Source organism: Halococcus sediminicola (genome assembly GCF_000755245.1).
GTDB classification, from domain to species: domain Archaea; phylum Halobacteriota; class Halobacteria; order Halobacteriales; family Halococcaceae; genus Halococcus; species Halococcus sediminicola.
On sequence record NZ_BBMP01000022.1, the window covers coordinates 416,426 to 439,044 of the forward strand.

26 protein-coding genes are annotated in these 22,619 nt (G+C 66.4%); 15 read left to right on the forward strand and 11 right to left on the reverse strand.

All coding sequences use genetic code 11. From position 1 onward, the window contains the following. Positions 1 to 12: 12 nt before the first annotated feature. Complete coding sequence (locus tag ACP97_RS11310; protein WP_049997917.1) at positions 13 to 2,238, reverse strand: twin-arginine translocase subunit TatC; 2,226 nt, start codon at positions 2,236 to 2,238, stop codon at positions 13 to 15. Positions 2,239 to 2,332: 94 nt separating this feature from the next. On the opposite strand from ACP97_RS11310, the gene tatC reads away from it, so the two are divergent. Next, a complete protein-coding gene (tatC, locus tag ACP97_RS11315) occupies positions 2,333 to 3,106 on the forward strand; it encodes a twin-arginine translocase subunit TatC (protein WP_049997918.1) in 774 nt (257 codons plus the stop codon). A 2-nt stretch (positions 3,107 to 3,108) separates the two neighbouring features. Here the strand turns inward: tatC and ACP97_RS11320 are convergent, their stop codons facing one another. Continuing rightward, on the reverse strand, positions 3,109 to 4,224 hold the full coding sequence (locus ACP97_RS11320) for an ORC1-type DNA replication protein (RefSeq protein WP_049997919.1): 1,116 nt from the start codon (positions 4,222 to 4,224) through the stop codon (positions 3,109 to 3,111). A 45-nt stretch (positions 4,225 to 4,269) separates the two neighbouring features. Further along, entirely contained in the window at positions 4,270 to 5,049 is a 780-nt protein-coding gene (locus tag ACP97_RS11325; RefSeq protein WP_049997920.1) for an SDR family oxidoreductase, read from the reverse strand. A gap of 195 nt (positions 5,050 to 5,244) precedes the next feature. Between ACP97_RS11325 and ggt the strand changes: the two genes are divergently transcribed. Further along, entirely contained in the window at positions 5,245 to 7,113 is a 1,869-nt protein-coding gene (ggt, locus tag ACP97_RS11330; protein WP_049997921.1) for a gamma-glutamyltransferase, read from the forward strand. A gap of 39 nt (positions 7,114 to 7,152) precedes the next feature. Here ggt and ACP97_RS11335 read toward each other — a convergent pair whose 3' ends face one another. Further along, positions 7,153 to 8,364 (reverse strand): trans-sulfuration enzyme family protein, encoded by a 1,212-nt coding sequence (locus ACP97_RS11335; protein ID WP_049997922.1) that lies wholly within the window; start codon positions 8,362 to 8,364, stop codon positions 7,153 to 7,155. Between the two features lie 157 nt (positions 8,365 to 8,521). Between ACP97_RS11335 and ACP97_RS11340 the strand changes: the two genes are divergently transcribed. Continuing rightward, complete coding sequence (locus ACP97_RS11340) at positions 8,522 to 8,866, forward strand: hypothetical protein (RefSeq protein ID WP_049997923.1); 345 nt, start codon at positions 8,522 to 8,524, stop codon at positions 8,864 to 8,866. Positions 8,867 to 8,895: 29 nt separating this feature from the next. On the opposite strand, the gene ACP97_RS11345 is transcribed toward ACP97_RS11340, so the two are convergent. After that, a complete protein-coding gene (locus tag ACP97_RS11345) occupies positions 8,896 to 10,878 on the reverse strand; it encodes a MutS-related protein (RefSeq protein WP_049997924.1) in 1,983 nt (660 codons plus the stop codon). 87 nt (positions 10,879 to 10,965) lie between these two features. On the opposite strand from ACP97_RS11345, the gene larE reads away from it, so the two are divergent. The 5 genes from larE (at position 10,966) to ACP97_RS11370 (ending at position 13,838) form a co-directional block, all read left to right on the forward strand. Next, positions 10,966 to 11,820 (forward strand): ATP-dependent sacrificial sulfur transferase LarE, encoded by an 855-nt coding sequence (gene larE / locus ACP97_RS11350; protein ID WP_049997925.1) that lies wholly within the window; start codon positions 10,966 to 10,968, stop codon positions 11,818 to 11,820. A gap of 60 nt (positions 11,821 to 11,880) precedes the next feature. After that, positions 11,881 to 12,078: a hypothetical protein gene (locus ACP97_RS11355; RefSeq protein WP_049997926.1), complete on the forward strand. Its 198-nt coding sequence runs from the start codon at positions 11,881 to 11,883 to the stop codon at positions 12,076 to 12,078. A 70-nt stretch (positions 12,079 to 12,148) separates the two neighbouring features. Continuing rightward, on the forward strand, positions 12,149 to 12,538 hold the full coding sequence (locus tag ACP97_RS11360; RefSeq protein WP_049997927.1) for a hypothetical protein: 390 nt from the start codon (positions 12,149 to 12,151) through the stop codon (positions 12,536 to 12,538). Between the two features lie 44 nt (positions 12,539 to 12,582). Continuing rightward, positions 12,583 to 12,798 (forward strand): DUF4177 domain-containing protein, encoded by a 216-nt coding sequence (locus ACP97_RS11365; RefSeq protein ID WP_049997928.1) that lies wholly within the window; start codon positions 12,583 to 12,585, stop codon positions 12,796 to 12,798. Next, positions 12,795 to 13,838: a hypothetical protein gene (locus tag ACP97_RS11370; protein ID WP_049997929.1), complete on the forward strand. Its 1,044-nt coding sequence runs from the start codon at positions 12,795 to 12,797 to the stop codon at positions 13,836 to 13,838. Before ACP97_RS11365 ends, ACP97_RS11370 begins: the two co-directional genes overlap by 4 nt. 15 nt (positions 13,839 to 13,853) lie before the next feature. On the opposite strand, the gene ACP97_RS11375 is transcribed toward ACP97_RS11370, so the two are convergent. Next, positions 13,854 to 14,465, reverse strand: coding sequence for a histidine phosphatase family protein (locus ACP97_RS11375; protein WP_049997930.1), 612 nt, complete (start codon positions 14,463 to 14,465; stop codon positions 13,854 to 13,856). A gap of 92 nt (positions 14,466 to 14,557) precedes the next feature. Between ACP97_RS11375 and glmM the strand changes: the two genes are divergently transcribed. Then, on the forward strand, positions 14,558 to 15,874 hold the full coding sequence (gene glmM / locus ACP97_RS11380; protein ID WP_049997931.1) for a phosphoglucosamine mutase: 1,317 nt from the start codon (positions 14,558 to 14,560) through the stop codon (positions 15,872 to 15,874). A 6-nt stretch (positions 15,875 to 15,880) separates the two neighbouring features. On the opposite strand, the gene ACP97_RS20445 is transcribed toward glmM, so the two are convergent. Both ACP97_RS20445 and ACP97_RS11385 read right to left on the reverse strand, forming a co-directional pair. After that, positions 15,881 to 16,039, reverse strand: a complete 159-nt coding sequence (locus tag ACP97_RS20445) for a DUF7563 family protein (protein ID WP_202593600.1) — start codon at positions 16,037 to 16,039, stop codon at positions 15,881 to 15,883. Positions 16,040 to 16,208: 169 nt separating this feature from the next. Beyond that, positions 16,209 to 16,376 (reverse strand): DNA-binding protein, encoded by a 168-nt coding sequence (locus ACP97_RS11385; protein ID WP_049997932.1) that lies wholly within the window; start codon positions 16,374 to 16,376, stop codon positions 16,209 to 16,211. Between the two features lie 229 nt (positions 16,377 to 16,605). Here ACP97_RS11385 and larB point away from each other — a divergent pair, with 229 nt between their 5' ends. The 5 genes from larB (at position 16,606) to ACP97_RS11405 (ending at position 20,092) form a co-directional block, all read left to right on the forward strand. After that, positions 16,606 to 17,367 (forward strand): nickel pincer cofactor biosynthesis protein LarB, encoded by a 762-nt coding sequence (gene larB, locus ACP97_RS11390; protein ID WP_049997933.1) that lies wholly within the window; start codon positions 16,606 to 16,608, stop codon positions 17,365 to 17,367. Positions 17,368 to 17,485: 118 nt separating this feature from the next. After that, on the forward strand, positions 17,486 to 17,635 hold the full coding sequence (locus tag ACP97_RS20450; RefSeq protein ID WP_202593601.1) for a DUF7563 family protein: 150 nt from the start codon (positions 17,486 to 17,488) through the stop codon (positions 17,633 to 17,635). Between the two features lie 9 nt (positions 17,636 to 17,644). Then, the gene (locus tag ACP97_RS11395) at positions 17,645 to 17,884 is read left to right on the forward strand and encodes a GIY-YIG nuclease family protein (protein ID WP_049997934.1); all 240 of its coding nucleotides are present in this window, start codon (positions 17,645 to 17,647) and stop codon (positions 17,882 to 17,884) included. 36 nt (positions 17,885 to 17,920) lie between these two features. Continuing rightward, the gene (locus ACP97_RS11400) at positions 17,921 to 19,306 is read left to right on the forward strand and encodes a phosphoglucomutase/phosphomannomutase family protein (RefSeq protein ID WP_049997935.1); all 1,386 of its coding nucleotides are present in this window, start codon (positions 17,921 to 17,923) and stop codon (positions 19,304 to 19,306) included. Between the two features lie 60 nt (positions 19,307 to 19,366). Next, a complete protein-coding gene (locus ACP97_RS11405) occupies positions 19,367 to 20,092 on the forward strand; it encodes a helix-turn-helix domain-containing protein (RefSeq protein ID WP_049998491.1) in 726 nt (241 codons plus the stop codon). 374 nt (positions 20,093 to 20,466) lie between these two features. On the opposite strand, the gene ACP97_RS11410 is transcribed toward ACP97_RS11405, so the two are convergent. From ACP97_RS11410 to samp2, 3 genes are all read right to left on the reverse strand, one after another. After that, positions 20,467 to 20,676, reverse strand: coding sequence for a hypothetical protein (locus ACP97_RS11410; protein WP_049997936.1), 210 nt, complete (start codon positions 20,674 to 20,676; stop codon positions 20,467 to 20,469). A 283-nt stretch (positions 20,677 to 20,959) separates the two neighbouring features. After that, a complete protein-coding gene (locus ACP97_RS11415; protein WP_049997937.1) occupies positions 20,960 to 21,328 on the reverse strand; it encodes a GNAT family N-acetyltransferase in 369 nt (122 codons plus the stop codon). Between the two features lie 3 nt (positions 21,329 to 21,331). Continuing rightward, a complete protein-coding gene (samp2, locus tag ACP97_RS11420; protein WP_049997938.1) occupies positions 21,332 to 21,523 on the reverse strand; it encodes a ubiquitin-like small modifier protein SAMP2 in 192 nt (63 codons plus the stop codon). Between the two features lie 108 nt (positions 21,524 to 21,631). Between samp2 and ACP97_RS11425 the strand changes: the two genes are divergently transcribed. After that, complete coding sequence (locus ACP97_RS11425) at positions 21,632 to 22,606, forward strand: replication factor C small subunit (RefSeq protein ID WP_049997939.1); 975 nt, start codon at positions 21,632 to 21,634, stop codon at positions 22,604 to 22,606. Positions 22,607 to 22,619 lie beyond the last annotated feature (13 nt).

Below are 22,619 nucleotides of genomic sequence, written 5' to 3' on the forward strand. Positions count from 1 at the left end.
TAGGCCGTTCGGTCAGTCGGCGCTCTCGCGCTGGCCACGGGTGGTGCGCCGCCCGCCGAGGGTATATATCCAGAGCAAGCCGAGTCCCAATCCGTAGCAGAGCATGATCGGAATCCCGATGATGAACATCATGAACACGCCGCGTGGCGAGGCGTAGGCGGTGAACGCGAAGACGCCGACGGTCACCTCGCGCCAGCGGTTGCGCATCGCGCCGTAGGGGACCAACCCCCCACGGTGAAAGAGCACCATCGTCACGGGGATCATCGCGAGCAAGCCGATGCCGGCGGTCGTGAAGAAGACGAGCCAGCCCGCGGCGCTGATGCGGTAGGCGACCACCATGTTCGAGCCGACGACGTCAGCGGCGAGCCACGAGATGACCGTGGGGGCCACGGTGGTGTAGCCGACGGCGACGCCGCCGGCCAGGCTCGCCAGCATCGCGCCGGCCCAGGCGAACAGCACTCGTCTGTCGCCGCCGGCCAGTCCCCGCTCGCGCAGTGCCGGCCACGCCCAGTAGAGGAAGAACGGGAGGATGGCGAGCACCGCCAGCAGCGTACTGAGCTTGATCTCGAAGACGAGCGCCTCGACGGGGTGGAGTTCGACGACGCCGACCTGTTCAGGGCGGACAGCCGCAGGCAATCGAGTGAGGAAGTCCGTCTGAATGCCGCCGATGCCGCCCTGTGAGAGCCAGATGAACGTGCCGGCGAGCACGGCCATGAACAGTCCGAACAGGAGGAACGCACGCGAGCGCAGGCTGTTGAGGACGAAGGCGATGTCGTAGTAGTAACCGCCGATGTCGTCTTCGGTGGTCTCCTCGGCAGTGAACCCATCGACCACCCCGGCAGTCATTCGGGTGAAGGCGTTGCTTTCGTCCGATTCCGCGATTTCGGCCTCGTCGACCGTGCTCTCGGCTACCGGTTCGGTCTCGTGCACCTCGTCGTCCGCTTCGTCGGCGCTTTGAGCCTCGTCGAAGCGGTCGAGGATAGCCTGTGCCTTGTTCGGGTCGCCGTCGCTCATCGCCATGCTCGCCTGCGCGGTCGCCTCCTGTTCGCTCATCGCGGTGAACGCCTCGACCGGCGCGGCCCGAACGCCCGCCTCGTCGAGGTCGGCGACGTCGATGCTCGCGGGGCTGTCGGGACGACCGGGCTGGCTGGCAGCGTGCTCGACGGCGCGATAGACGTAGTAGACGAGCGCGACGACGACCAGCGCGAGCAGGACGGCGGCCGCAACCACTGCGATGGCCGCGTCCCTGGGCAGGCCGAGCATCGGCCCGATGTACTTGAAGACGGGTTCGGCGGGCGTATAGAAGGGTATCCGAGGGACGATGACCCGGTTGAAGTAGCCGCCGAAGCCCGCGACGATGGCTCCTGCGACGACGCCGGCGACCAGTATGGGAACGCCGAGAATCCGCGCCCAGCGGTCGCGGACGACGCCGCGGACGCTGACCGCGCTGCCACCGCGCTGGAGGGTGACGACGAAGCGCGTGAGGCCGAGACTGAGCACGTAGAGAAAGACGATGGGGACCGCCCAGAGCACCTGGGTGAAGGGGTCCGGGGGCGAGAACAGCGCGCCGAAGCCGAAGGCGGCGACGATGGCGTACTTCCACTTCTCGCGGAAGGTCTCGTAGGGAACGACCCCCGAAAGCGAGAGACCGGTCATCACGAGCGGGAGCTGGGCGGCGACGCCGAAGGACAGCGACAGGAGGAGGATGAACTGTGCCCAGAGCACGATCGAGTAGGTCGGTTCGAAGCCGACCGCCACCGAGTTCGTCGCGAGGAACTCGAACATGAGCGGGAAGAAGACGAAATAGCCGTAGGAAGCGCCCACGAGGAACAACAGCGCGGCGAAGACCACGACGAGAGCGAGTTTCCAGCGCGCGCCGACCTGCGGCCAGTAGCCACGGGCCTTGAGCGCGTCGCGCGAGTAGTAGAGCAGGACAGGGAGTGAAACGAACGCGCCGACGAACAGCGCGATCTTCACTTGAAGAAGGGGCACGTCGAACGGCGTGGTGGCGACCACCGAGGTCTGTTTGGCGACGGCGGGCGGCAATCGTGCGAAGAGATCGGTCTTCAGGCGGTCCCAGACGTAGAGCCAGAGCGCGTAGAACGTGCCGAGGAAGGCGACGAGGAAGACGATGGCCACCTTCTGGAGATGGGTCTGGGCGGCCGACAGCAGCGCACCCAGCGTCTCCCGCCCGCGCGCGACCGAGCGGCGGACGTCGTCGTCGACGGCTCCGGACATCCTACGAGAAGGTTGCTGACTCCCGGTTATCAATCTTGTCGGTTCCGACGGCGAGAAGAAGGCTTACAACACCCACGCCGAAACCACCCGTTAGATGGCCGAATCGACGGGGACGGGTGTCGCCGACGGCGAGAACACGCCGCTCGAAGACACCGAGATGCCGCTGGCCGACCACATCGAGGAGATGATCAAGCGGCTGGCGGTCGTGCTGGTCGTCATGGCGCTGGTCAGCGGCGTCGTCTTCCCCGTCGCCGACGACCTCATCAACTTCATCTGGTACGAGCTGTTGCCCGGACCGATGGGGCCGGGAGCGGCCAAACCCCGTGTGTACGACCCGCTCGCGCTGATCCTCGCGCGCCTCAAGGTGTCCTCGCTCGCGGGCTTCGTCATCGCCCTGCCCCTGTTCGTCTATCAGACCTACCGCTTCATGCGACCGGGGCTCTACCCCACGGAGCGCCGCTACTACCTCGCGGCCGTGCCGACGAGCCTCGTGCTCGCGCTCGCCGGCGTCGCCTTCGCGTTCTATCTCATCCTCCCGGTGATCTTCACCTACTTCCTCCAGTACTCACAGGGCGTGACGGACATCGCGTTCGGGCTGACCGAGACGTTCGGGCTGATGACGCTACTGATGGGCTTTTTCGCGCTCGTCTTCCAGATCCCGCTGTTCGTGATGCTCGCCATCATGATGGGTGTGACCTCGCGGGCGTGGCTCGCGAGCAAGCGCCTCTACTTCTGGGGTGCCTTCCTCGGGATCTCCTTCCTGTTCAGCCCCGACCCCACGGGAATGGCCCCAATTTTGGTGGCGGCGACGATGATCACCCTGTTCGAGGGAACGTTATTACTCCTTCGCTGGACCGGCAACGAGTAGCGTCACAGCCGGTCGCGGATGGCGTCGGCGTCGTAGGAAAGCGAGAGTTCGCGCGAGCGCCCGCGGCCGTCGACCGAGGTGTAGGCGGTCTCGATCAGTCCCACGCGGTCGAGTTTGTTGACCAGTTCCGAATAGCGCGTGTAGCCGAGGTCCGTCTCGTCGTGGAAGGCCTCGTAGACTTCACCGGCGCGCTCGCCGTCGTGGTCGGCGATGGTCGTCAAGAGAGCGCGTTCGGGGTCGGATAGCCCGCGCACGCGCCGCGAGAGGTGGACGTGTCTGGCCGTCTCGTAGGCAGTCTCGACGTCTTCGCGCTCGACCGTGTCGCTCGCGCGCCGCTCGGCGTTCAGTCCCGCTCTCCTGAGCAGGTCGATACCGACTCGGAGGTCGCCCGTCTCGGCGGTGAGGTCGGCGACGCGGTCGAGGACCGTGGTGGCGACCACACCCTCGCGGAAGCCGCGCGCGACGCGCTCGCCGAGGATGTCGACGATGGCTTCCTCGTCGTAGGCCGGGAAGAACACTTCTTCCGGGCGAAAGACACTCTGGACCCTGCCGTCGAGTTCGGCGACCACGTCGAGGTCGAGGTCAGAAGAGACCAGCAGGACGCCGATCTTCGCGCCCGCGTGGGTCTCGTGTGCCCTGAGCAGCGAGTAGAGCGTGTCGGAGGCCTCGCCTTCGTAAAAGAGGTAGTTCACGTCGTCGAGACACACGGTGAGAACGTCCTCCTCGTCGGTGAGGTGGTCGGTGATCTGCTTGAACAGGCTCTTGAACGAGACGCCGCTGGCCGGTGGTTCGTACTCGAAGAGCTGTTCGAAGATGCGTGAAAAGACCGCGTATCGCGTCGAGTCCACCTGACAGTTCACCCGCACAGTTCTCACGCCGCGCCGGCCGTCGAGTTCACCGAACAGTTTCTGGATGGCGGTCGTCTTCCCCGTGCCGGGCGGGCCGCGCACCATCGCGTTGAGTGGGCGCGAGCCACGGACGGCGGGTCGGAGCGCGTACTGGAGTCCCTCCAACTGCTTGTCGCGGTGCTGGAAGGTCTCGGGCAGGTAGTCGATCTCGAAGACGTGCTCGTTCCGAAAGAGCGACTCGTCCCACGAGAGCATGCCGTCCTCGGCCATCACTTTCACCACGCTCCCCGGTGGCTTCAAGGCTTCGGCGGCGGCCTATCCGGTGTTCGTCAGTCCGCCGTCGATGAGGATGGATTCACCCGTGACGTAACTCGCGAGGTCGCTCGCGAGGAACACGGCGACATCGCCGACCTCCTTCGGCAGGCCGGGTCGGCCGAGCGGAATCCCAGGCGTCGCTTGGTCGTTCTGCTCGGGTTCGCCCGAAGCCATATCCTCGGAGGTCATCGCAGTGTCGATCTGGCCCGGATGGATGGAGTTGACGCGAATGTCGTGTTGACCGAGGTCGCCCGCTGCAGCGTACGAGAACAGTCGAACGCCGCCTTTCGCGGTCGAGTACGGGGTGAGGTTCGAGTAGCCCTCGAAGCCGGCCGCGCTCGACATGTTGACTATCGAGCCGCCGTCGTCCCCGTCGATCATCGCCGCCGCTGCGGCTTGAGTCCCGAAGTAGACACCATCGAGGTTGATGTCCATGAGCTGTCGATACTCCTCGTAACCGACCTCCGTGAGCGGCTTCTGGGGACCGATGATGCCCGCGTTGTTGACCATCACGTCGATACCGCCGAACTCCTCAGCCGCCCCGACGGCGTCTTCGACCGATTCGCGATCGGTCACATCACACTCGACGAACGCCGCGCGAACGTCGGTTTCGGCTTCGAGCAACTCGTGTGTCGGTTGCCCGCCGAGACGGTCTTCCTCCTGAATGTCGGCGATGACGACGTCCGCACCCTCCTCGGCGAACCGCCGGGCGATTCCTCGACCGTTCCCGCTCGCTGCCCCGGTGATGACGGCCGTTCGACCCTCCAGTAAACCGGACATGGACGTCACTCGGATAGCCACCCAGGTATGTTTTTTGTAGATGTTTTGTAACTGTTGGAGACGAGCCGAATCCGCAACACCCCGAGCAGCCACCTCGCGTGCCGCCCGGTCCGCGTCGAGACGGTTGTTTTCGCCATCGGTTGGCGGATAATGTATCAGGTAGCGTTAATACGTCGTCATGTGAGTTCCGGACGCATGGCACACGATGACAGCCAGCGGAAAGCGGACGAAGAAGGGACAGAAATCGAATACGAATCAGTAGATGGGGAAGCGGGCCGAACCCGGCGGCGGACGTTTCTGAAGGGGTCGGCCGTCGCGCTCAGCGCGGGTGCGTTCCCCGTCGCGGCCAATCGTGCGGCCGCCAACGACGGACCGGATGACACCGAGCGCGTCGACCGGGTCGAGACGGCCACGGGCGACGAAGGGATGGTCGCCTCGTCGGACCCGCGGGCGAGCACCATCGGGGCCGACGTGCTCGACGCAGGCGGCAACGCGGTCGATGCGGCGGTCGCCGTCCAGTTCGCGCTCAACGTCGTCCAGCCTCACACATCAGGAATCGGCGGCGGCGGGTTCATGCTCGTCTACGACGCGGGCGAGGACGAACTCTATTCGGTGGACAACCGCGAGCGCGCGCCGTTCGGCGCGACACCGGATATGTTCCTCGACGACGGCGAACCGATACCGTTCGACGAGCGCATCACGCTCGGGCAGGCGGTCGGCGTTCCCGGCACGCTCAAAGCCTGCGACATCGCGCTGAAGCGGTTCGGCACGCGGGAGATCGCCGACCTTATCGACCCGGCCATCGACCTCGCGGGTGGCGCACGTGTCGACTACTACCTCGGGCGAACCATCGAGGAAGAGCACGAGAAGTTCAACGACGCCGCGCGATCGGTGTTCGCGCCCGGTGGGACACCCCTCAGTATCGGCGATCGGGTCGAACAACCGGACCTCGCGGCGACCTTCGAGACCATCGCCGAGGAGGGCGTCGGCGCACTCTACAAAGGTGGCATCGGCGAGGCGGTCGCCAACGTCGTCCAGGAGAACGGCGGCAGCATGACGCCCGCCGATCTGGGCGCGTACAACGTCACCATCGACACGCCCGAATACGTCGAGTACGGCGACGTCACCGTCCGAACCCAGCCGCTCCCGAGCTCCGGCGGGCTGACGATCGCGAACATTCTGTCGCTACTGGAACCGTTCGACCTCTCTCAGTACGACCGCCAGTCGGTCGAGGTTTCGCAGTTGCTGGCCGAGGTGTTCAAACTCGCCTACGCCGACCGCGGCGAGTACATGGGCGACAAGCAGTTCGTCGACGCGCCGTGGCAGGGGCTGCTCGACGACGAATACCTCGACGAGCGCCGCGGGATGATCGAACTCGGGGAGGCGACGACCGAGACCCAGCAGCCGGGCGACCCGTGGAGCTACCAGCCCGGCGAGCCGTACGCCATCGACCCGCTTACTGTCGACGACGCCTCCCAAGCCAAGGACGCACCGCGACCGTACATCCCCAGTCCGCGCGGCAGCACGACGCACTTCACGGTCGCCGACAGCGAGGGGAACATGGTCTCGTGGACGAGCACCATCGAGCAGCTGTTCGGGAGCGGCATCATGGTTCCCGACCACGGATTTATGCTCAACAACGAGATCACCGACTTCGACGCCGAACCCGGCGGACCGAACGAGGTCCAGCCCCTCAAGCGGCCGCTCAGCTCGACGAGTCCAACCATCGTCTTCCGCGACGGCGAGCCGTTCTTTACGGTGGGATCGCCCGGCGGCACGACCATCATCACGACGGTCGTCGAGACGATACTGAATATCGTCGAGTTCGACATGAGTTTGGCAGAAGCGGTCGCCGAACCGCGCCTCTACGCCAACTCCGAACCCGCGGTCTACCCCGAGGCGAGCGTTCCGGGGGACGTCCAGCAGGGGCTGCGCGACCTGGGCTACGAACTCTCGCCGTTCACGACGCTCGGCAACGTCATGACGATTCAGCGAGACCCGAAAACCGGCGCGTACACCGGCGCGGCGGACTTCCGGAACGGCGGGGCGACGCGCGGACTCTGAAAACTCACTCCCTTCCCCACCCCGACCATCTGCCCCGACTCAGTCGGTCGCCGCGGCATCAGCCCGCTCGACCGCCGCGAAGCCGCGTTCGAGATCGGCGAGCAGGTCCTCAGGGTGTTCGATGCCGACCGAGACCCGGATCAGGGTGTCGGTGATGCCGTTTGCGAGGCGCGTCTCGCGCGGGATCGGTTCGTGGGTCATCCCGGCGGGATGCTCGATGAGGCTCTCGACGCCGCCGAGGCTCACGGCGAGCGAGAAGACGTCGAGCGCTTCGAGGAAGGCCCGCGCATCGCCGAAGTCGCCGTCGAGTTCGAAGGAGAGCACGCCGCCGAAGCCCGATTGTTGGGCGCGGGCGAGCTCGTGCTGGGGATGGCTATCGAGGCCCGGATAGTGCACATCCCGAACCGCCTCGTGCTCGTCGAGATGGGTGGCGAGGATCGATGCGTTCTCCTCGTGGCGCTCCATCCGGACGGGCAGCGTCTTCAATCCGCGCGCGACGAGGAACGAATCGAAGGGCGCGAGCATGTCGCCCAGCCCGACCCGCTGGTGGAATTCGAGCGTCGCGGCGAGGTCGTCATCGCTCGTGATCGCCGCGCCGCCGACCGAGTCGGAGTGGCCGTTAATGTACTTGGTCGTGCTGTGGACCACGACGTCGGCACCCAGATCGAGCGGCTGCTGGAAGTACGGACTTAAGAACGTATTGTCGACGATGAAGGTCGCGTCGCCGACCGCCGCCGCGATGGCCTCGATGTCGCAGAGTTTCAGCAGGGGGTTGGTCGGCGTCTCCATCATCACGAGCGTCGTCTCGGGTTCGATGGCCGCCGCCACGGTCCCAGGGTCGGTCGCGTCGACGAAATCGACGGCCACGTCGAGACGGCTCTCGAAGACGGTCTCCAGGAGTCGCTGCGTCCCGGCGTAGAGACCGTCGAACGCGACGACGTGGTCGCCCGGTTCGACGACGGACAGTACTGTGGTCGCGATCGCCGCCGTCCCCGAGGAGAACGCGAACGCGCGGTCGCCGCCTTCGAGCGCCGCGAGGCGTTCTTCGAGGGCGTGTCGCGTCGGGTTCGAGAGCCGCGAGTAGAGGAACTCGCCGGCCGCCGGATCGGCGTCGTCGAGACCGATGCTCGGGTCGAGCGCGTCCAGCTCGAACGTCGAGGAGAGGTGGATCGGCCGCACCACATCGCCGGTCTCCGAGGAACGCCCGCCCGTGCCGATGGCCGTCGTGTCGAACCGCCGGTCGTCGTCCATGTCGGCGCTACCGGCTCCCCTACCAAAACTCTTCATCAGTTGTCAGTAATTATTGCCGGCGCGATATGAGCGATGGTTATTCGAGACGGGTGGCGTCGCTCGACGAGACGTGTAATCGTGGCAAAAGTATATCCGTAACAATACGGAAAACGAACGTATGGACCGCCGTGTGGTGCTCGGTCTCGGGGTCAAATACGGCGTTCTGTACGCCGGTGGCACCGTTCTCGCCGTACTCGTCGGGAGTCAGGTCGTCGGGTATGCGTTCGGTCTCGCCGCGCTGGTCATGTTACTGGGCACGCTCGTCGTTCTTCCGTTGCTGTTCGGTGCGTCGGACGCCGATCTCGATACCGTCGAGGAGGGTGGTACGGTCGGCTTTCAAGACGTTACGGACCCATCGCAGTACCAGCCCGATTCGCTCTCGTTACCCGGCAAGTTCCAACTCGGCATGTACGTGCTCGGTATCGCGGCGTACAGCGCGATCGGACTGGCGGTAACGATGTAGCCACCGAAAATGGGACCAAAAACGATGGTCTACTCGAACTTCTCCAGTAATCGCTCGTAGAACTCGCCGTTCACGCCCGTTTCGTCCTCGGTAGCGAGTTTCTCGACGATGAGTTCGGGCGTCGAGCGCGCGAGAACGCCCTTCTTCGGCGAGCGCTCGACCACCAACTCGCCGTCTTCGAGTCCGACGGCCTCGATACCGTCGACCGAAACCTCGAAATCGGCCGCCTCGCGGATCTCGCCGGCGAGATGCGAGACGAACACCCCTGTGGTCTCGCCGGCGAGCGCTTCGAGGATGCCGGCGATGATGGTCGCCGACGCGCCGGGTTCGGTGATGCTTTCGAGTTCGTCGACCAGCACGAGCCGTCGCGTCTCGCCGGCGACGAGCCCGGCGAACTCCCGAAGCGTGGCCTCGAACGCACCCGCATCGAGCGTGCCCTGACTTTTCGCTTGGTAGTGCAACGCCTCGTAGCGCTCGATGCGCACCGATTCGGCGGGGACGGGCAAGCCCATGTGGGAAAGCACCGTCACGAGCGCGAGCAGGTCGAGCGTCGATGTCTTGCCCCCCGAGTTCACCCCCGAGAGCAGCGTCGGTCCCGACACCGCGTAGTCGACCGGCTCGACGTCCGCGAAGGCGCAGTCGAGCAGCGGTGAGCAGCCACCTTCGACGGCGATGCCCGTCCCCTCGAATGCGGGGAGGACGCAGTCGAAATCACGGGCGAAGCGCGCAACGGCGAGTTCGACGTCGCGGTCGAGCGCCGCCCGGACGAGGTCGTCACAGCCCTCGCGCATGCCGGCGAGGTCGGCCGCGAGACCGCGCTTCAACTGTGCCGCCCGGCGGTCGCGCGCCACCGTCAGATCCTCGCGCAGCCGATTGACGACGCCCTCGTCGTGTTCGACCGGAAACGTCGGCTCCTCGGGGAACGCCCGCACCGCAAGCTCCGCCTCGCTGTCGGTGAGCGCCAGCGCGTCGACGAGTTGCTCGCGCGCGGCGTCGATGGCGGCGGCGTGTTCGTCTTCGAGTTCGCGCGAGAGCAACGAGTCGACGCCCGCACCCTGCTCGACCAGCGAGAGCAGATCAGCGCCCTCGATAGTGACGTCGCGTTCCTCGATGGCCTCACGGAGCCGGTCGTTGGCGACGCTCTCGGCGGTGGAGACCGCCGCGTCGAGGTCCGCGACGGCGCGTTCGAGCCTGTCGAGCTCCTCGTCGCCGATCACCCCGCCATCGTCGTCGAGGTTCGAGAGGCGGGTCTCGAGCGCCGCGAGGTCGAGAGGGGATTCGAGATCCGCGGCGCGGTGGACGGCGGCGGCTGCTCGAAGGCGCTCGCGGTTGTGCGCGAAGAAGGCGAGCGTGCGCTCGGGGACCACCTCTTCAGGACTGTCGAGCGCGTCGGGCATGACGCGCACGTCGCCGTCGATATCGACGCCGGCAAAGGTTTCGTCGAGCGCGATGACCGTCGCGTAGCCGCGCGCGAGGTCCGCCAGCTCTCGGGTGTTCTCGACCGCCTCGACCGACAGCTCCGGGAACGCGTCTTGAGCCTCGGCGTGGCGCTCGGCGTCCGTGGTGGCGAGACAGCGCTCACGGATCCGTCCCGTGGACGGTGATTCGAGCGGCGCGACGCCGGCGAGTGCCTCGAGCACGTCGGGGTCGGCTTCGCGCTCCATCGCCCGCTCGACCCACTCGCGGACCTCCTCGATGCGCGAGGCACTGCCGGTGGGAAAGAGCGTCTCCAGCCGCCGGGCGGCGTCGTCGGTGACCGCGCGCTCCTGAAGCAGACCGAGTACGTCGCGGTATATCTCCCGCGAGCGTTCGGTGGCGAGGAACTCCCCGGAATCGTCGTGTTCGGCTCTGATGGCTCCGCGCGCGATGGCCGCCGCCCGCCCCGGCGAGATGCCGGGCGCGCGGGCGAGCGCCGCCACGTCGCCCTCCCGCAGCGCCCGTTCGGGATTCTCCAGCGAATCGAGCCGCTCGGCGGTCTTCGCGCCGACCCCCGGAACGGATTCGAGGTCCATCGCTTCGGTCGAATCGTGCCGGGGGCAAAAACCATCCGGGCAGCACACGAGCGCCGTGCTTTTGACGCATGGCCCCCGACGGGTGGCATGAGCGTCGCAGACAAGGCGACCGCCGCTCGCGAGGACCTCGCCGACCGCGACGGCGTGCTCGTCGCCTTCTCGGGCGGGGTGGATTCGAGCGTGGTCGCGGCGCTGGCCCACGACGCGCTCGGCGACGACGCGGTGGCCTGCACCGCAAAGAGCGAGACGCTGCCCGACGCCGAACTCGAGGATACGAAACGAGTGGTCGACGAAATCGGGATCCGCCACGAGATCGTCGAGTTCTCGGAACTCAGTAGTGATGAATTCGTCAGAAACGACGGCGAACGCTGCTATCACTGCCGGACGATGCGGCTGTCGGCCATGTTCGACGCCGCCCGCGAGTTGGGAATTTCGACTGTCTGTGACGGCACGAACGCCTCGGACCCCGGCGAGGGCCACCGCCCCGGCCTGCGCGCGGTCGAGGAACTCGATGCGTACTCGCCGCTGCTCGAACACGACATCACGAAGGAGGAAGTCAGGGAGATCGCCCGCGACTATGGATTGTCGGTGTCGGAAAAGCCCTCGATGGCGTGTCTCTCCTCGCGGATCCCCACAGGGTTGGAAGTCACCGAGGAGCGCCTGACGCGCGTCGAGAAGGCCGAAACCCTGCTCCGAACGTGGGGGTTCGAGCAGTTTCGTGTGCGCGACCACGACGGACTGGCCCGCATCGAGGTCGCGCCCGCGGAGTTGGAGCGCGCGCTCGACCCCGACTTCGCCCGGGCGGCCCGCGAGCATCTCTCGGACATCGGTTTCGAGCACGTGACGCTCGACCTAGAGGGGTATCGAACTGGAAGTGTGAGCCCCGCCGAGACCGACACTGACCTCGACCTCGGTGCGGAGTACCCGACCGCCGAGGACTGACCCACGTCGAACCCGATAGTCGTCCGAAATTTTACAACAGTTCGCGAAGACGTGTTCCACATGGCGCTTCGTCTCGATCGGGAGAGCTTCGACGACACGCGGCAGGCAGAGGCAGGGGTGGTCGCCGGTGCGACGGGCGCGGTCGTCGCCATCGGTTCCGGCGCGAGCGGTGCCGTCGAGATCGCGCTGGTGACCGGTCTGGTCGCGCTCGTGTTGGGATACGGGATCGTGCTGGCGGCGATGGCCGAGTGGAACTGACCGCGGGCGGGACGGCTGCGGCGGCTACAGCGACCAGAATCGTTTTCATCGCCACCGCTGAACGATGAGTATGGCCGGTCTTCCACGTCGCGCTCTCGCCGTTCTCGTCGTCCTCGTCGTCGTTTCGAGCGGCTGTCTCACGCTCGACCCGACGATCGCGGCCGACACGGGCGGGTCGGCGGTCTTCGAGAGCGTCTCGGTGGACGAACCGTGGGCGAGCGAGCACGTTCGCGCCAACGCCACGCTGGCTTCGACGCCGACGGCGGGCGACGTCACGACGATAACGATAATCGGCGCGGACGGACGAGAGTACGACACGGTGAGCGTCGCGTCGGGCCAGTCGGTCGTCGCGCTCTGGATCCCGACCAACAAGAACACGACGCTCGTCGCCTCCAATAGCGTGAATTCGACGACGCTCGATTCGCTCAACGTCTCGACGGGCGGCGACCGGATCCCCTGAGTCGGGACGGAGGGACTTTTAGCGCCGACGGCTCTGGGTGGCGTATGGACGACCCGGACTCCCCGCCGAGATGGGAGTACGAAATCATCAGACCGCCGCGCGACGAGACGAAAAAGGAGGCCGCGAACCCGAAAGCCGAGATCAACGCCCTCGCGGCCGACGGCTGGCGACTCGTCGAGACCATCGACTATTCGAGCGGCGGTACCAAGTACATGGTCTTCGAGCGACCGTGTGCCGAACAGTCAGAGGATGCCCCGTGACGGCCGAGGTCGACGAGTCGAACGTCGATACCGACGTCGACGTCAGTACGGCGAACACGATGCGGGCGCGAGCCGACGAGAGCCGCGTCAAACTCTGGATACTGCTGAAGGCGAACCGACTCGTCCTCACGGGCGGGCTCGCGGTCGCCTTCTTCGTCGTCTTCGTCATCGGCATCACGGTGTTGCCACCGCCGTTGATCCCCCAACTCAACAACAGCGACACGATCGACACGCTGTTTTCGACGATGATCAGCGCCGTCATCACCGGCGTGACGCTCGTCGTCACCATCTCCCAGCTCGTGCTCTCACAGGAGAACGGCCCGCTCGGTGACCAGCGAAAGCGCATGGAGGACTCGATGGACTTCCGGGACTACACCGAGGAACTCGTCGGCTCGCCGAGTCCCGCCGATCCATCCGCGTTCCTCCGGAACCTCATCGACGTCTGTCAGGAGCGCGCCGAGGCGGTCCGCGAGGAGTTCGGTGACATCGAGAGCGACCAACTCCGCTGGGAGGTCGACCAGTTCACCCAGAGCGTCATCGGCAACTCCGAGGAGGTCCGCGAGCAGCTCGAAGGGGGGACCTTCGGCGATTTCGACGTGACCTTCGCGGCACTGAACTTCAACTACGGCTGGAAGATATTCCAGGTCGAACGGCTGCTCCACGACCACGAGGAGGACCTCGGCCAGCCCGAAAACGAACTGCTTCACGAACTGAAGACCGCGCTGTCGATGTTCGGGCCGGCACGCGAACACGTGAAGACGCTGTACTTCGAGTGGGCGTTGACGTCGCTGTCGCAGTTGATACTCTACGCGGCGATGCCGGCACTCGCCGTCGCGGGCATCATGACGGTCATCGGCGAGGCGGGAACGCTCACGGGGAGCACGCTCGGCGTCGAGAACATCGCCTTCCTGGTCGGCGTGACGCTGACGATAACCCTACTCCCTTTCTTCCTGCTCGTCTCGTACGTCTCACGCATCGTGACGCTCGCCAAGCGGACGCTCGCCATCGAGCCGCTCATCCTCCGGGAGTCCCAGCGGTAGGGCGATCGACCGGCTCTACACCGACTCCCGATAGCTCGTGTCGTTTCGGCGCACCAGCTCGAACGTCTCCGCAGTTGGTTGGAGTTCGTTCACCGCGCAGTTGTCCTGTGAGTGCTCGTCGATGATCGTCGCGTAGTCGAGTCCCATGACGTGGCTGCAGACCGCGTACAGCGGCCCGCCGTGGGTGACGACCAGCACCGTTTCGTCGACAGCGAGCGCATCGAAGCCGGCCAGCACGCGCTCGCGCAGGTCGAGCAAACTCTCGCCGCGCTCGGGCGTCGCCGCGAGCGCCGCCTCGCCCGACTGGCCCACGGAGAACTCGGGATACTCCTCGAACATCGTCTCGTAGGTCAGTCCCTGATAGACGCCGAAATCGCGCTCGCGCCAGCGTTTCTCGAACGTGGACTCGGGGTCCACGCCCGCCCGGTGGATGCGCTCGGCCGTCTCGCGGGTCCGCCGGAGGTCCGAGGCCACGGTTCTATCGAATTCGTAGCGCGCGGCGAGGTGTTCGCCGACGCGGGTGGCCTGTTCGCGCCCGCGCTCGGACAGCGGCGTCGGTGCCCAGCCCTGGAGGCGTCGCTCGGCGTTCCAGTCGGTCTCGCCGTGGCGAACGAGTACGACGGTCATGGGTCGTGTGAGACGGCCATCCGAAAGAGCGTTCGTATCGGCTCGCCGCTCGCGTGAGTCAGCGTTTTGTACGGCTCGGCATTCGAACTACTATGTTCGGCACCAGCGGCATCCGTGGACCGGTCGGTGAGGAGGTCACCGCGGCGCTCGCCCTCGACGTGGGGCGCGCGCTCGGCGTCGACTGCGAGCGCGTCGTCGTTGGGCGCGACCCCCGCGAGAGCGGTCGTCTCCTCACTGACGCGCTGACCGCCGGCCTGCGAGAATCGGGTACCGATGTACTGGACGCGGGCCTCGCGGCGACCCCGACCGTGGCCAGGGCGGTCGGCTGGCAGGACGCCGAGGCCGGCGTCTCGGTGACGGCGAGTCACAACCCGGCACCGGACAACGGGCTCAAGCTCTGGCAGCCGAGCGGACAGGCCTTCGACGAGAAGCGTCGCGAGGAAATTTCTCGGCGCGTGCGCGAGGGCGAGTCGAACCTCGTCCCGTGGGACGATCTCGGCGAGCGACGCGAGATCGACGCGGGTGAGTACCACCTGAACGTACTCGGCGAGATCGAGATCGACGACCCCGCATCAGTAATCGTCGATCTCGGCAACGGTGCCGGCGGCGTCACGGTCGACGCCCTCCAGCGGCTCGGCTGCGAGGTCGAGACGCTCAACGCCCAGCCCGACGGCTCCTTTCCGGGACGGCCCTCCGAACCCACCGCCGAGAACTGCGAATCGCTACGTGCGCTCGTCGAGGCGAGCAATGCTGCAGTGGGACTCGCCCACGACGGCGACGCCGACCGCTTGCGGGCCGTAACCGACGACGGGGAGTTCATCTCCGGCGACGTCCTGCTCGCGCTGTTCGCCCGTGAGGCGGTCGCCGAGAGCAACGTCGGCGATCCCCAGGTCGCCGTCCCCGTGGACACGAGCCTCGCGGTCGACGACGCGCTCGCGCCGGCGGCGTCGGTCACCCACACGAGAGTGGGCGACGTCTTCGTCGCCGAGCGCGCCACCGACGCGGACGTGGTATTCGGCGGCGAGCCGAGCGGCGCGTGGATATGGCCCGCTCAGACTCTGTGTCCGGACGGCCCGCTCGCGGCCTGCCGGTTGGTGGCCCTCGCCGCCGAGCGCTCGCTCGCCGAGCGCGTCGACGAGATCGAGACGTACCCGATCCGGCGCGAGAGCATCGAAGTCACGGACAAGGGTGGAGTGATGGAGCGCGTCGAGGAGCGAGTGACAGGGGAGTACGAGGCGGTGCGAACGCTCGACGGGGTTCGGGTCGATTTCGACGACGGCTGGGTGCTGGTGCGCGCGAGCGGGACCCAGCCGCTGGTGCGGATCACCGCCGAGGCGCGCGACGACGGGCGCTGCGAGGCACTGTTCGAGAGAGCGGGCGCTATCGTCGAGGACGCACGAGAGAAGTAGGCCGGTTCAGCTTCGTCGCGTCGAGCGCGCCTGCCTGACCTCCGCACCGTCGCGGATCTTGTCCTCACACTGGGGACAGACGCGTGGTTCGTCGATGCCGCTCGGGGTGAACACTCGCGCGTAGGCCGCCGTCACGAACGCACCACAGTTTTGGCATTCCGGCATGGAGTGTGATTTCGTGGCATCCAATATATAGGCCACGGTACGCTCGTGCACGGTCTGCCGGTTTCTCCGCCGGTCCAAGCGCTCGATGCGGCCGCGTGCCGGTCACGGCGCGCGATGAATCGAGCGCTGTCGCTGGCGGCGAGATGACCGAAAAATCGGGGGTTCGACCTTACAGGTCGCGCGGCTGGACGGTCTTTCGGTCGTTCTCGTCGGCGCGACGGGCGGCGTTTTCGAGCAGCGTCGAAACCTCCTCGTCGAGGGCGTCGTAGAAGTCCGACGAGACGTTCATGTCGCTCAGCTCATCCTTGACGGCGGCTTTGACGATCAGGTCTGCCATACAAAGTCGTTTTCAGAAGGGCGCTTTATAAATATTCCCATAATCGTTCGATATCGGCACTCTCGAAGCGGTTCGCGCGTGGTCGAACGCGAGCACCGATGTCGTCGGTTCGAAAACGCTCGTTCGCCGAGACGATCCGTTCGTGCTTCCCTCGGGCGGTTTTTCGCTGAGTCGGGACGGTCGGTGGCGGAGTCGATGGGAAGTAGTGTGTCGAACCCCGAGCGGGGTCATGCACGAAACGCTGGCGGCGCTCGCGGCGGGCGACATCTCGGTGGCGACCGCCGAGGCGCGGCTCGCGGGCTACGCGACGGGCGAGAGCGGGCGCTTCGACGCCGCCCGCGAGGCACGAAGCGGGCTGCCGGAGGCGGTGTTCGCCGAAGGGAAAGAGGACGAGGAAGTGGTCGAACTGCTCGATCTCGCGCTCGAAACCACGGGTCGCGGGCTGGCGACGCGAATCGACGACGAGACGGCCGCAGTGGTGCGAGCAGGGGTCTCGGAAAAGTGGCCCGAAGCGGAGACCATACACGACGAACGAGCGGGCGTGCTCCGGGCGCACACGCCGGAGTACGAGCCGCCCAGCCTCGACGCCGTCGTCGGCGTCGTCACGGCGGGCACGGTCGATGGGGGACCGGCCGGCGAGGCAGCAGTGATCGCCCGCGAGATGGGAGCGACCGTCGAGCGCTACGACGACGTGGGTGTCGCCGGCCTGCACAGACTGCTCGACGACCTCGACGGGATTCGAGGGGCGGACGTCCTGGTGGTCGCCGCCGGACGCGAGGGGGCGCTGCCCACGGTGCTGGCGGGTCTCGTCGATATACCTGTCATCGCCCTACCAATCGCCTCGGGCTACGGCTATGGAGGGGAGGGCGAGGCCGCTCTATCGGGGGCGCTCCAGTCGTGTACCGCGTTGACCACGGTGAACATCGATGCGGGGTTCGTCGCGGGCGCACAGGCGGGGTTGATAGCGCGGGTACTCGACGGGGCCCGGTGATGAGTGAAATCGTCCGCCGGGAGTACGGTCGTGCGCCGGCGATACCGCCGCGGAAAGGGTATTTACCGCGTGAGACCCTAGTATTTCCACCGGCAGGAGGACTGCCAACACACCTCATATGCCAGAATGCAATTACTGTGGAGAGCACGTCTCGGAGCGCTTCGAACGGGTGTTCGCCGACGAGCACGGTCGGCTGTTCGCCTGTCCCGGCTGTGCGGCCAACGCCGGCATCGCCGAGGCGGCCAAAGAGCGCGCGAAGAACGCCTGAACGGTCCCCGTGAGCCACCACGTCTACATCGTCGAGTGTAGCGACGGCACCCTCTACACGGGCTACACGACCGACGTCGAGCGCCGCGTCGGCGAACACAACGCCAGCGAGGGGGCGAAGTACACCCGCGGACGGACGCCCGTCGAGTGTCGCCACACCGAGGAGTTCGAGTCGAGAGGAACCGCGTTATCGCGCGAACACGAGATCAAGCGGCTGTCGCGGGCGGAGAAGGAACGGCTGTGCGAGTGACGGGAAGCTTTTGTTCACGGCGGCGACACCCGAGGCATGGACGCCATCTCCTTCGGCACCGACGGCTGGCGGGCGACGCTCGACACCTTCACCGCGCCGCGCGTGCGGATGGTCGGGCAGGCGGTCGCTACACACCTCCGCGAGGCAGGTCACAGCGCGCCAGTGGGCGTCTGCTACGACGCCCGCGAGACCTCCAGGGGATTCGCCGAGGACCTCTCACGGGTGCTCGCGGCCAACGGATTCGACGTCCTGCTCCCCGAGCGCGACCGCCCGACGCCGCTGCTCGCGTGGGCCATCGACGAGCGCGAACTGGCGGGCGGGCTGATGGTCACGGCCTCGCACAACCCCGCCGACTACAACGGCGTGAAGTTCATCCCCGACGACGGCGCGCCCGCCCTGCCCGAGACAACCGAAACAATCGAGGCGAACCTCGCCGAGCCGGAGGCGCTGCCCGAAGGGGAGTGGGGAACCGTTCGAGAGGTTGATTTCGTCGCCTCGCACGCCGAGCACGCCCGCGACCTCGCCGGCGACTATGGAAAAAGCGCACTCGACGGTCTCACCGTCGCCTACGACGCCATGCACGGCAGCGGTCGCGGCGTCACCGACGAACTGCTCTCGCGGGCAGGGGCGTCGGTCAAGCGACTGCGCTGCGAGCGCGCACCGGATTTCGGCGGCACGCCGCCCGAGCCAAACTCCGAGCATCTCACAGAACTGGAAGCGTGCGTCCGGGATGGCGCGGCGAATCTCGGCATCGCCAACGACGGCGACGCCGACCGGCTCGCAGTCGTCACCCCGGAACGGGGCTATCTCGACGAGAACCTGTTTTTCGCCGCGCTGTACGACTACCTCCTCGAATCGGATTCGGGTCCCGCAGTCCGGACCGTCTCGACGACGTTTCTCGTGGACAGGGTCGCCGAGGCCCACGGTGAGGAAGTCGTCGAGACCGCGGTCGGGTTCAAGTGGGTCGCGCGGGCGATGGCCGAGCACGACGCGCTCGTCGGCGGCGAGGAGTCGGGTGGGTTCTCGGTTCGTGGTCACATCCGCGAGAAGGATGGGGTACTGCTAGCGCTGCTCGCGGCGGCCGCCGAAAAGGAAGAATCGCTCGACAACCGGGTGGATCGCTTACTCGAAGAGTATGGAGAAATCCACCAGTCGAAGGTCAGCGTCGAGTGTCCTGAGAGCGAGAAAACACGGGTACTCGACGAGTTGGAGGGAGAACTGCCCGAGCGCGTCGCGGGCGAGGCGGTGGCGGAGGTGGTCACCAAAGACGGGTTCAAGATCCTGCTCGACAGCGGCGCGTGGCTACTCGTTCGTCCCAGCGGCACCGAACCCGTGTTGCGGGTGTATGCCGAAGCCGAAAGCGAAGAGCGAGTCGGGGAGTTGCTCGACGCCGGTCGGGAGTTGGTCACGCCGCTCGTCTGATGTGGTATGGGCGGCGAAAGCGTTTTGCCCGTCAGCGAAGCACCATCCGTCGAACAGCACATGCTCGAACTCACGCTCGACGTCGAGCAGTACGACTGCCCGTACATCGCGGCGACCGACGACCACAGGGTGGCCTTCTCGACGCTGAACTGGGAGTTCGACCGCACGGCGGCGGAACTCGAAACCCGGATGGTCGTCGAGGGCGCGGACAGGACGAGCCTCGATGCGGGACTCCGGACGCTGCGCGCCCGCGACGAAATCCTCGATTACGAACTGGTGGCCAAACGCGACGGCGTCGCGCGCATCCGCTCGACGATCCCGACGACGGACGCGATGGGCGTGATTCGAGACCACGAGGGCTACATCACCGGTCCGTTCCAGATCGAGTCGGGCAGCGAGCGCTGGCAGGTAGGCTTCGACGCCGAGGGAGCCGCCGAGGGAGCGCTCGCGGCGCTCGAAAAGAACAACGAATTTACCGTCGAGACGCGCGAACAACTCGAACTCCCGGCGATGAGCAGCTACGTCCGGACCGTCGGCGCGGCGATGACGCTCGTCGACGGCTGTCGTGACCTCTCGGCGACCGAGCGCCGGACGCTCGAAGCCGCTGTCGATGGTGGCTACTTCGAACGCCCGCGCGATGCCGACCTCGGGGCGCTCGCCGACGAGTTCGGCGTCTCGAAACCCGCGGTCTCGAACACCCTCCGCCGGGGCCAAGAGCGCGTGCTCTCGCGGGTCGTGGACGCGCTCGACGACCTCAACGCGACCGAAGTACGGCGGAGCGACTAATTGCCAGGGGAGTGCAGTTCGTTTGGCAGATGAGAGCCGTTCCGTGAAAAGTGTCGAAACCGTCGACGAGAGTCGTTTTATCGGCGGTGTCGGGTAATTTCCTAGCCACACTCAAAGATATAGGACGATCGTCGTGAGATACCGACCGATCTTCATACACCATACAGTGCTATAGAGAGTATCGATGATGACCGAGGTCGCGCTCGGTGAAAGCGACCCGGCGAAAATCAACCACCGAGAGGAACTGTACTGTCGGTCGAATCCGTGACGGGATGCTCCGATACAACCGAAAGCCAGCGAAACGTCTCACGATGGCTACGGCGGATTTCCGGCCGACAGTAGCCGAGTTTGTCTGTGTGATCCCGAGACATCAATCACGGGCCGGGGCGGACTGTAAACGCAAGAGGTTCGAGCATCACGAGACGGTTCGAGGGCTGGTAGAGGTTCGGATCCGACACCGGACTCCGCTCGTTCAGCGGTCCGGGGATGGCGTGGACAGACCACCGTTCGGCCTGCTGGCCAGCGCGCCCGCGCCGATCGATGGCTGCCGAACTGGTGCGTCGCTGGCCGGCACGGTGGTCCACACTCACACGGCGAAAGCTGGTTCTCGAAGAGGGTTCGTTCGGCGTTCGAGAAGGATGATTTCGTGTGCAACGGCGTCGGCGAGACGATGTTTCGCTCCGTGCTCCGGCTCACGCCGTGCGGGACCAGTTCGGTATCGTGGCATGGGATGTATTAGATGGCATACCTGCGAGGAATGGTATCGGCTGAACACCTCGAAGAGCGCGTCATCTCGCAATCGATGGCCGAAACCGTACTATCGGTGCGTGATCACCGGTTGCATCGAGCGCCGCTGACGGTTTCGGTTCACTCGCGACACCCGCGGAACCGGTCCGGCTCGTCGGTCGGCTTGATCGCGAACCCGAGCGCGTCGTAAAACGGACGGCTGCGGCGATGAAAATCGGCCCACAGTGCTCCATCGACCGACGTGGCGGCGTGTTCGACCAACGCGGTACCGATGCCTTGCCCGCGCCGTCGGCGGCGGACGGCGATGGCGTCGATTTCCCGACCGTCGAGAACGCACGTGCCGAGGACCCGGCCATCGGCGACGGCAACGAGCACCACGCCCGCCGCGATGCGCTCGCGGACGTTCTCGGCATCGACCGACAGCGACGCGCCGTCGAGCACGTTCATCACCGCCGGGAGGTCCGCCGGGCGTGCGGTGCGGACGTCCACGGGTCAGCCGCCCTTGATGAGCCTGAGCACGCGCACGAATTCGGCGTCGATCTCCCCATCTGCGGGAACGGGCCGGCCATCGCGGAGGACCGTCGCCTCGTGACGGCTCAGGCCGACCGCGTCGAGCAGGTCGCCGTAAGTTCCCTCGACGGCGAGTTCGTGGGTCTCGCCGCCGACGATGTCGACCGTGACCATGCCGAGACGAGTCGACGAGCGCGCTTGAGCGTGTCGTCCGCGTGCTCGCCGGTCGGCGGCGGCTATCGGTCTCGGGTGGCTTAAGAGTGGGCCACCCATCGTACTGCCATGAGCGAGGCAAGCGAGTCGGGGGGCCGTGGCGAGATCTGGATCGAGAAATATCGCCCACAGACGCTCGCGGCGGTCGCCGGACAGGACGACATCACCGAACGCCTCCGGAGTTACGTCGCACAGGACGACCTGCCACATCTGCTCTTTTCGGGACCGGCAGGCGTCGGGAAAACCACCTCGGCGATGGCCATCGCGCGCGAGGTCTATGGCGAGGACTGGCGCGAAAATTTCTTGGAACTCAACGCCTCGGACGAGCGCGGCATCGACGTCGTCCGGGACCGTATCAAGAACTTCGCGCGGGCGAGTTTCGGCGGCCACGACTATCGGGTCATCTTCCTCGACGAGGCCGACGCGCTGACGAGCGACGCCCAGTCCGCGCTCCGCCGGACGATGGAGCAGTTCGCGGGCACCACCCGCTTCATCCTCTCGTGTAACTACTCCAGTCAGATCATCGACCCGATCCAGTCGCGCTGTGCGGTCTTCCGGTTCGGGCCACTTCCCGAGGAGGCGGTCGCCGAGTACGTCCGAACGATCGCGGGTGAAGAGGGCATCGACGTCACCGACGACGGCGTGGATGCGCTCGTGTACGCCGCCGACGGCGACATGCGCAAGGCCATCAACGGGTTGCAGGCCGCCGCCACAACGGGAGGAACGGTCGACGAGGAGGCGGTCTACGCCATCACGGCCGCCGCACGCCCCGAGGAGATCGAGGCGATGGTCCAGCACGCTGTCGGGGGTGATTTCGCCGCTGCGCGCGCGAAACTCGACGACCTGCTCACCGACTGGGGGCTCGGCGGCGGCGACGTCATCGACCAACTGCACCGCTCTGCGTGGGCGTTCGAGTTGGACGACCGAGCGACCGTGCGGCTGCTCGAACGAGTTGGAGAAACCGACTACCGCATCACGCAGGGCGCGAACGAACGCCTCCAGTTGGAGGCGCTGCTCGCATCGCTCGCACTCGAAGCGGAGTGAAGCAGGACGGAAA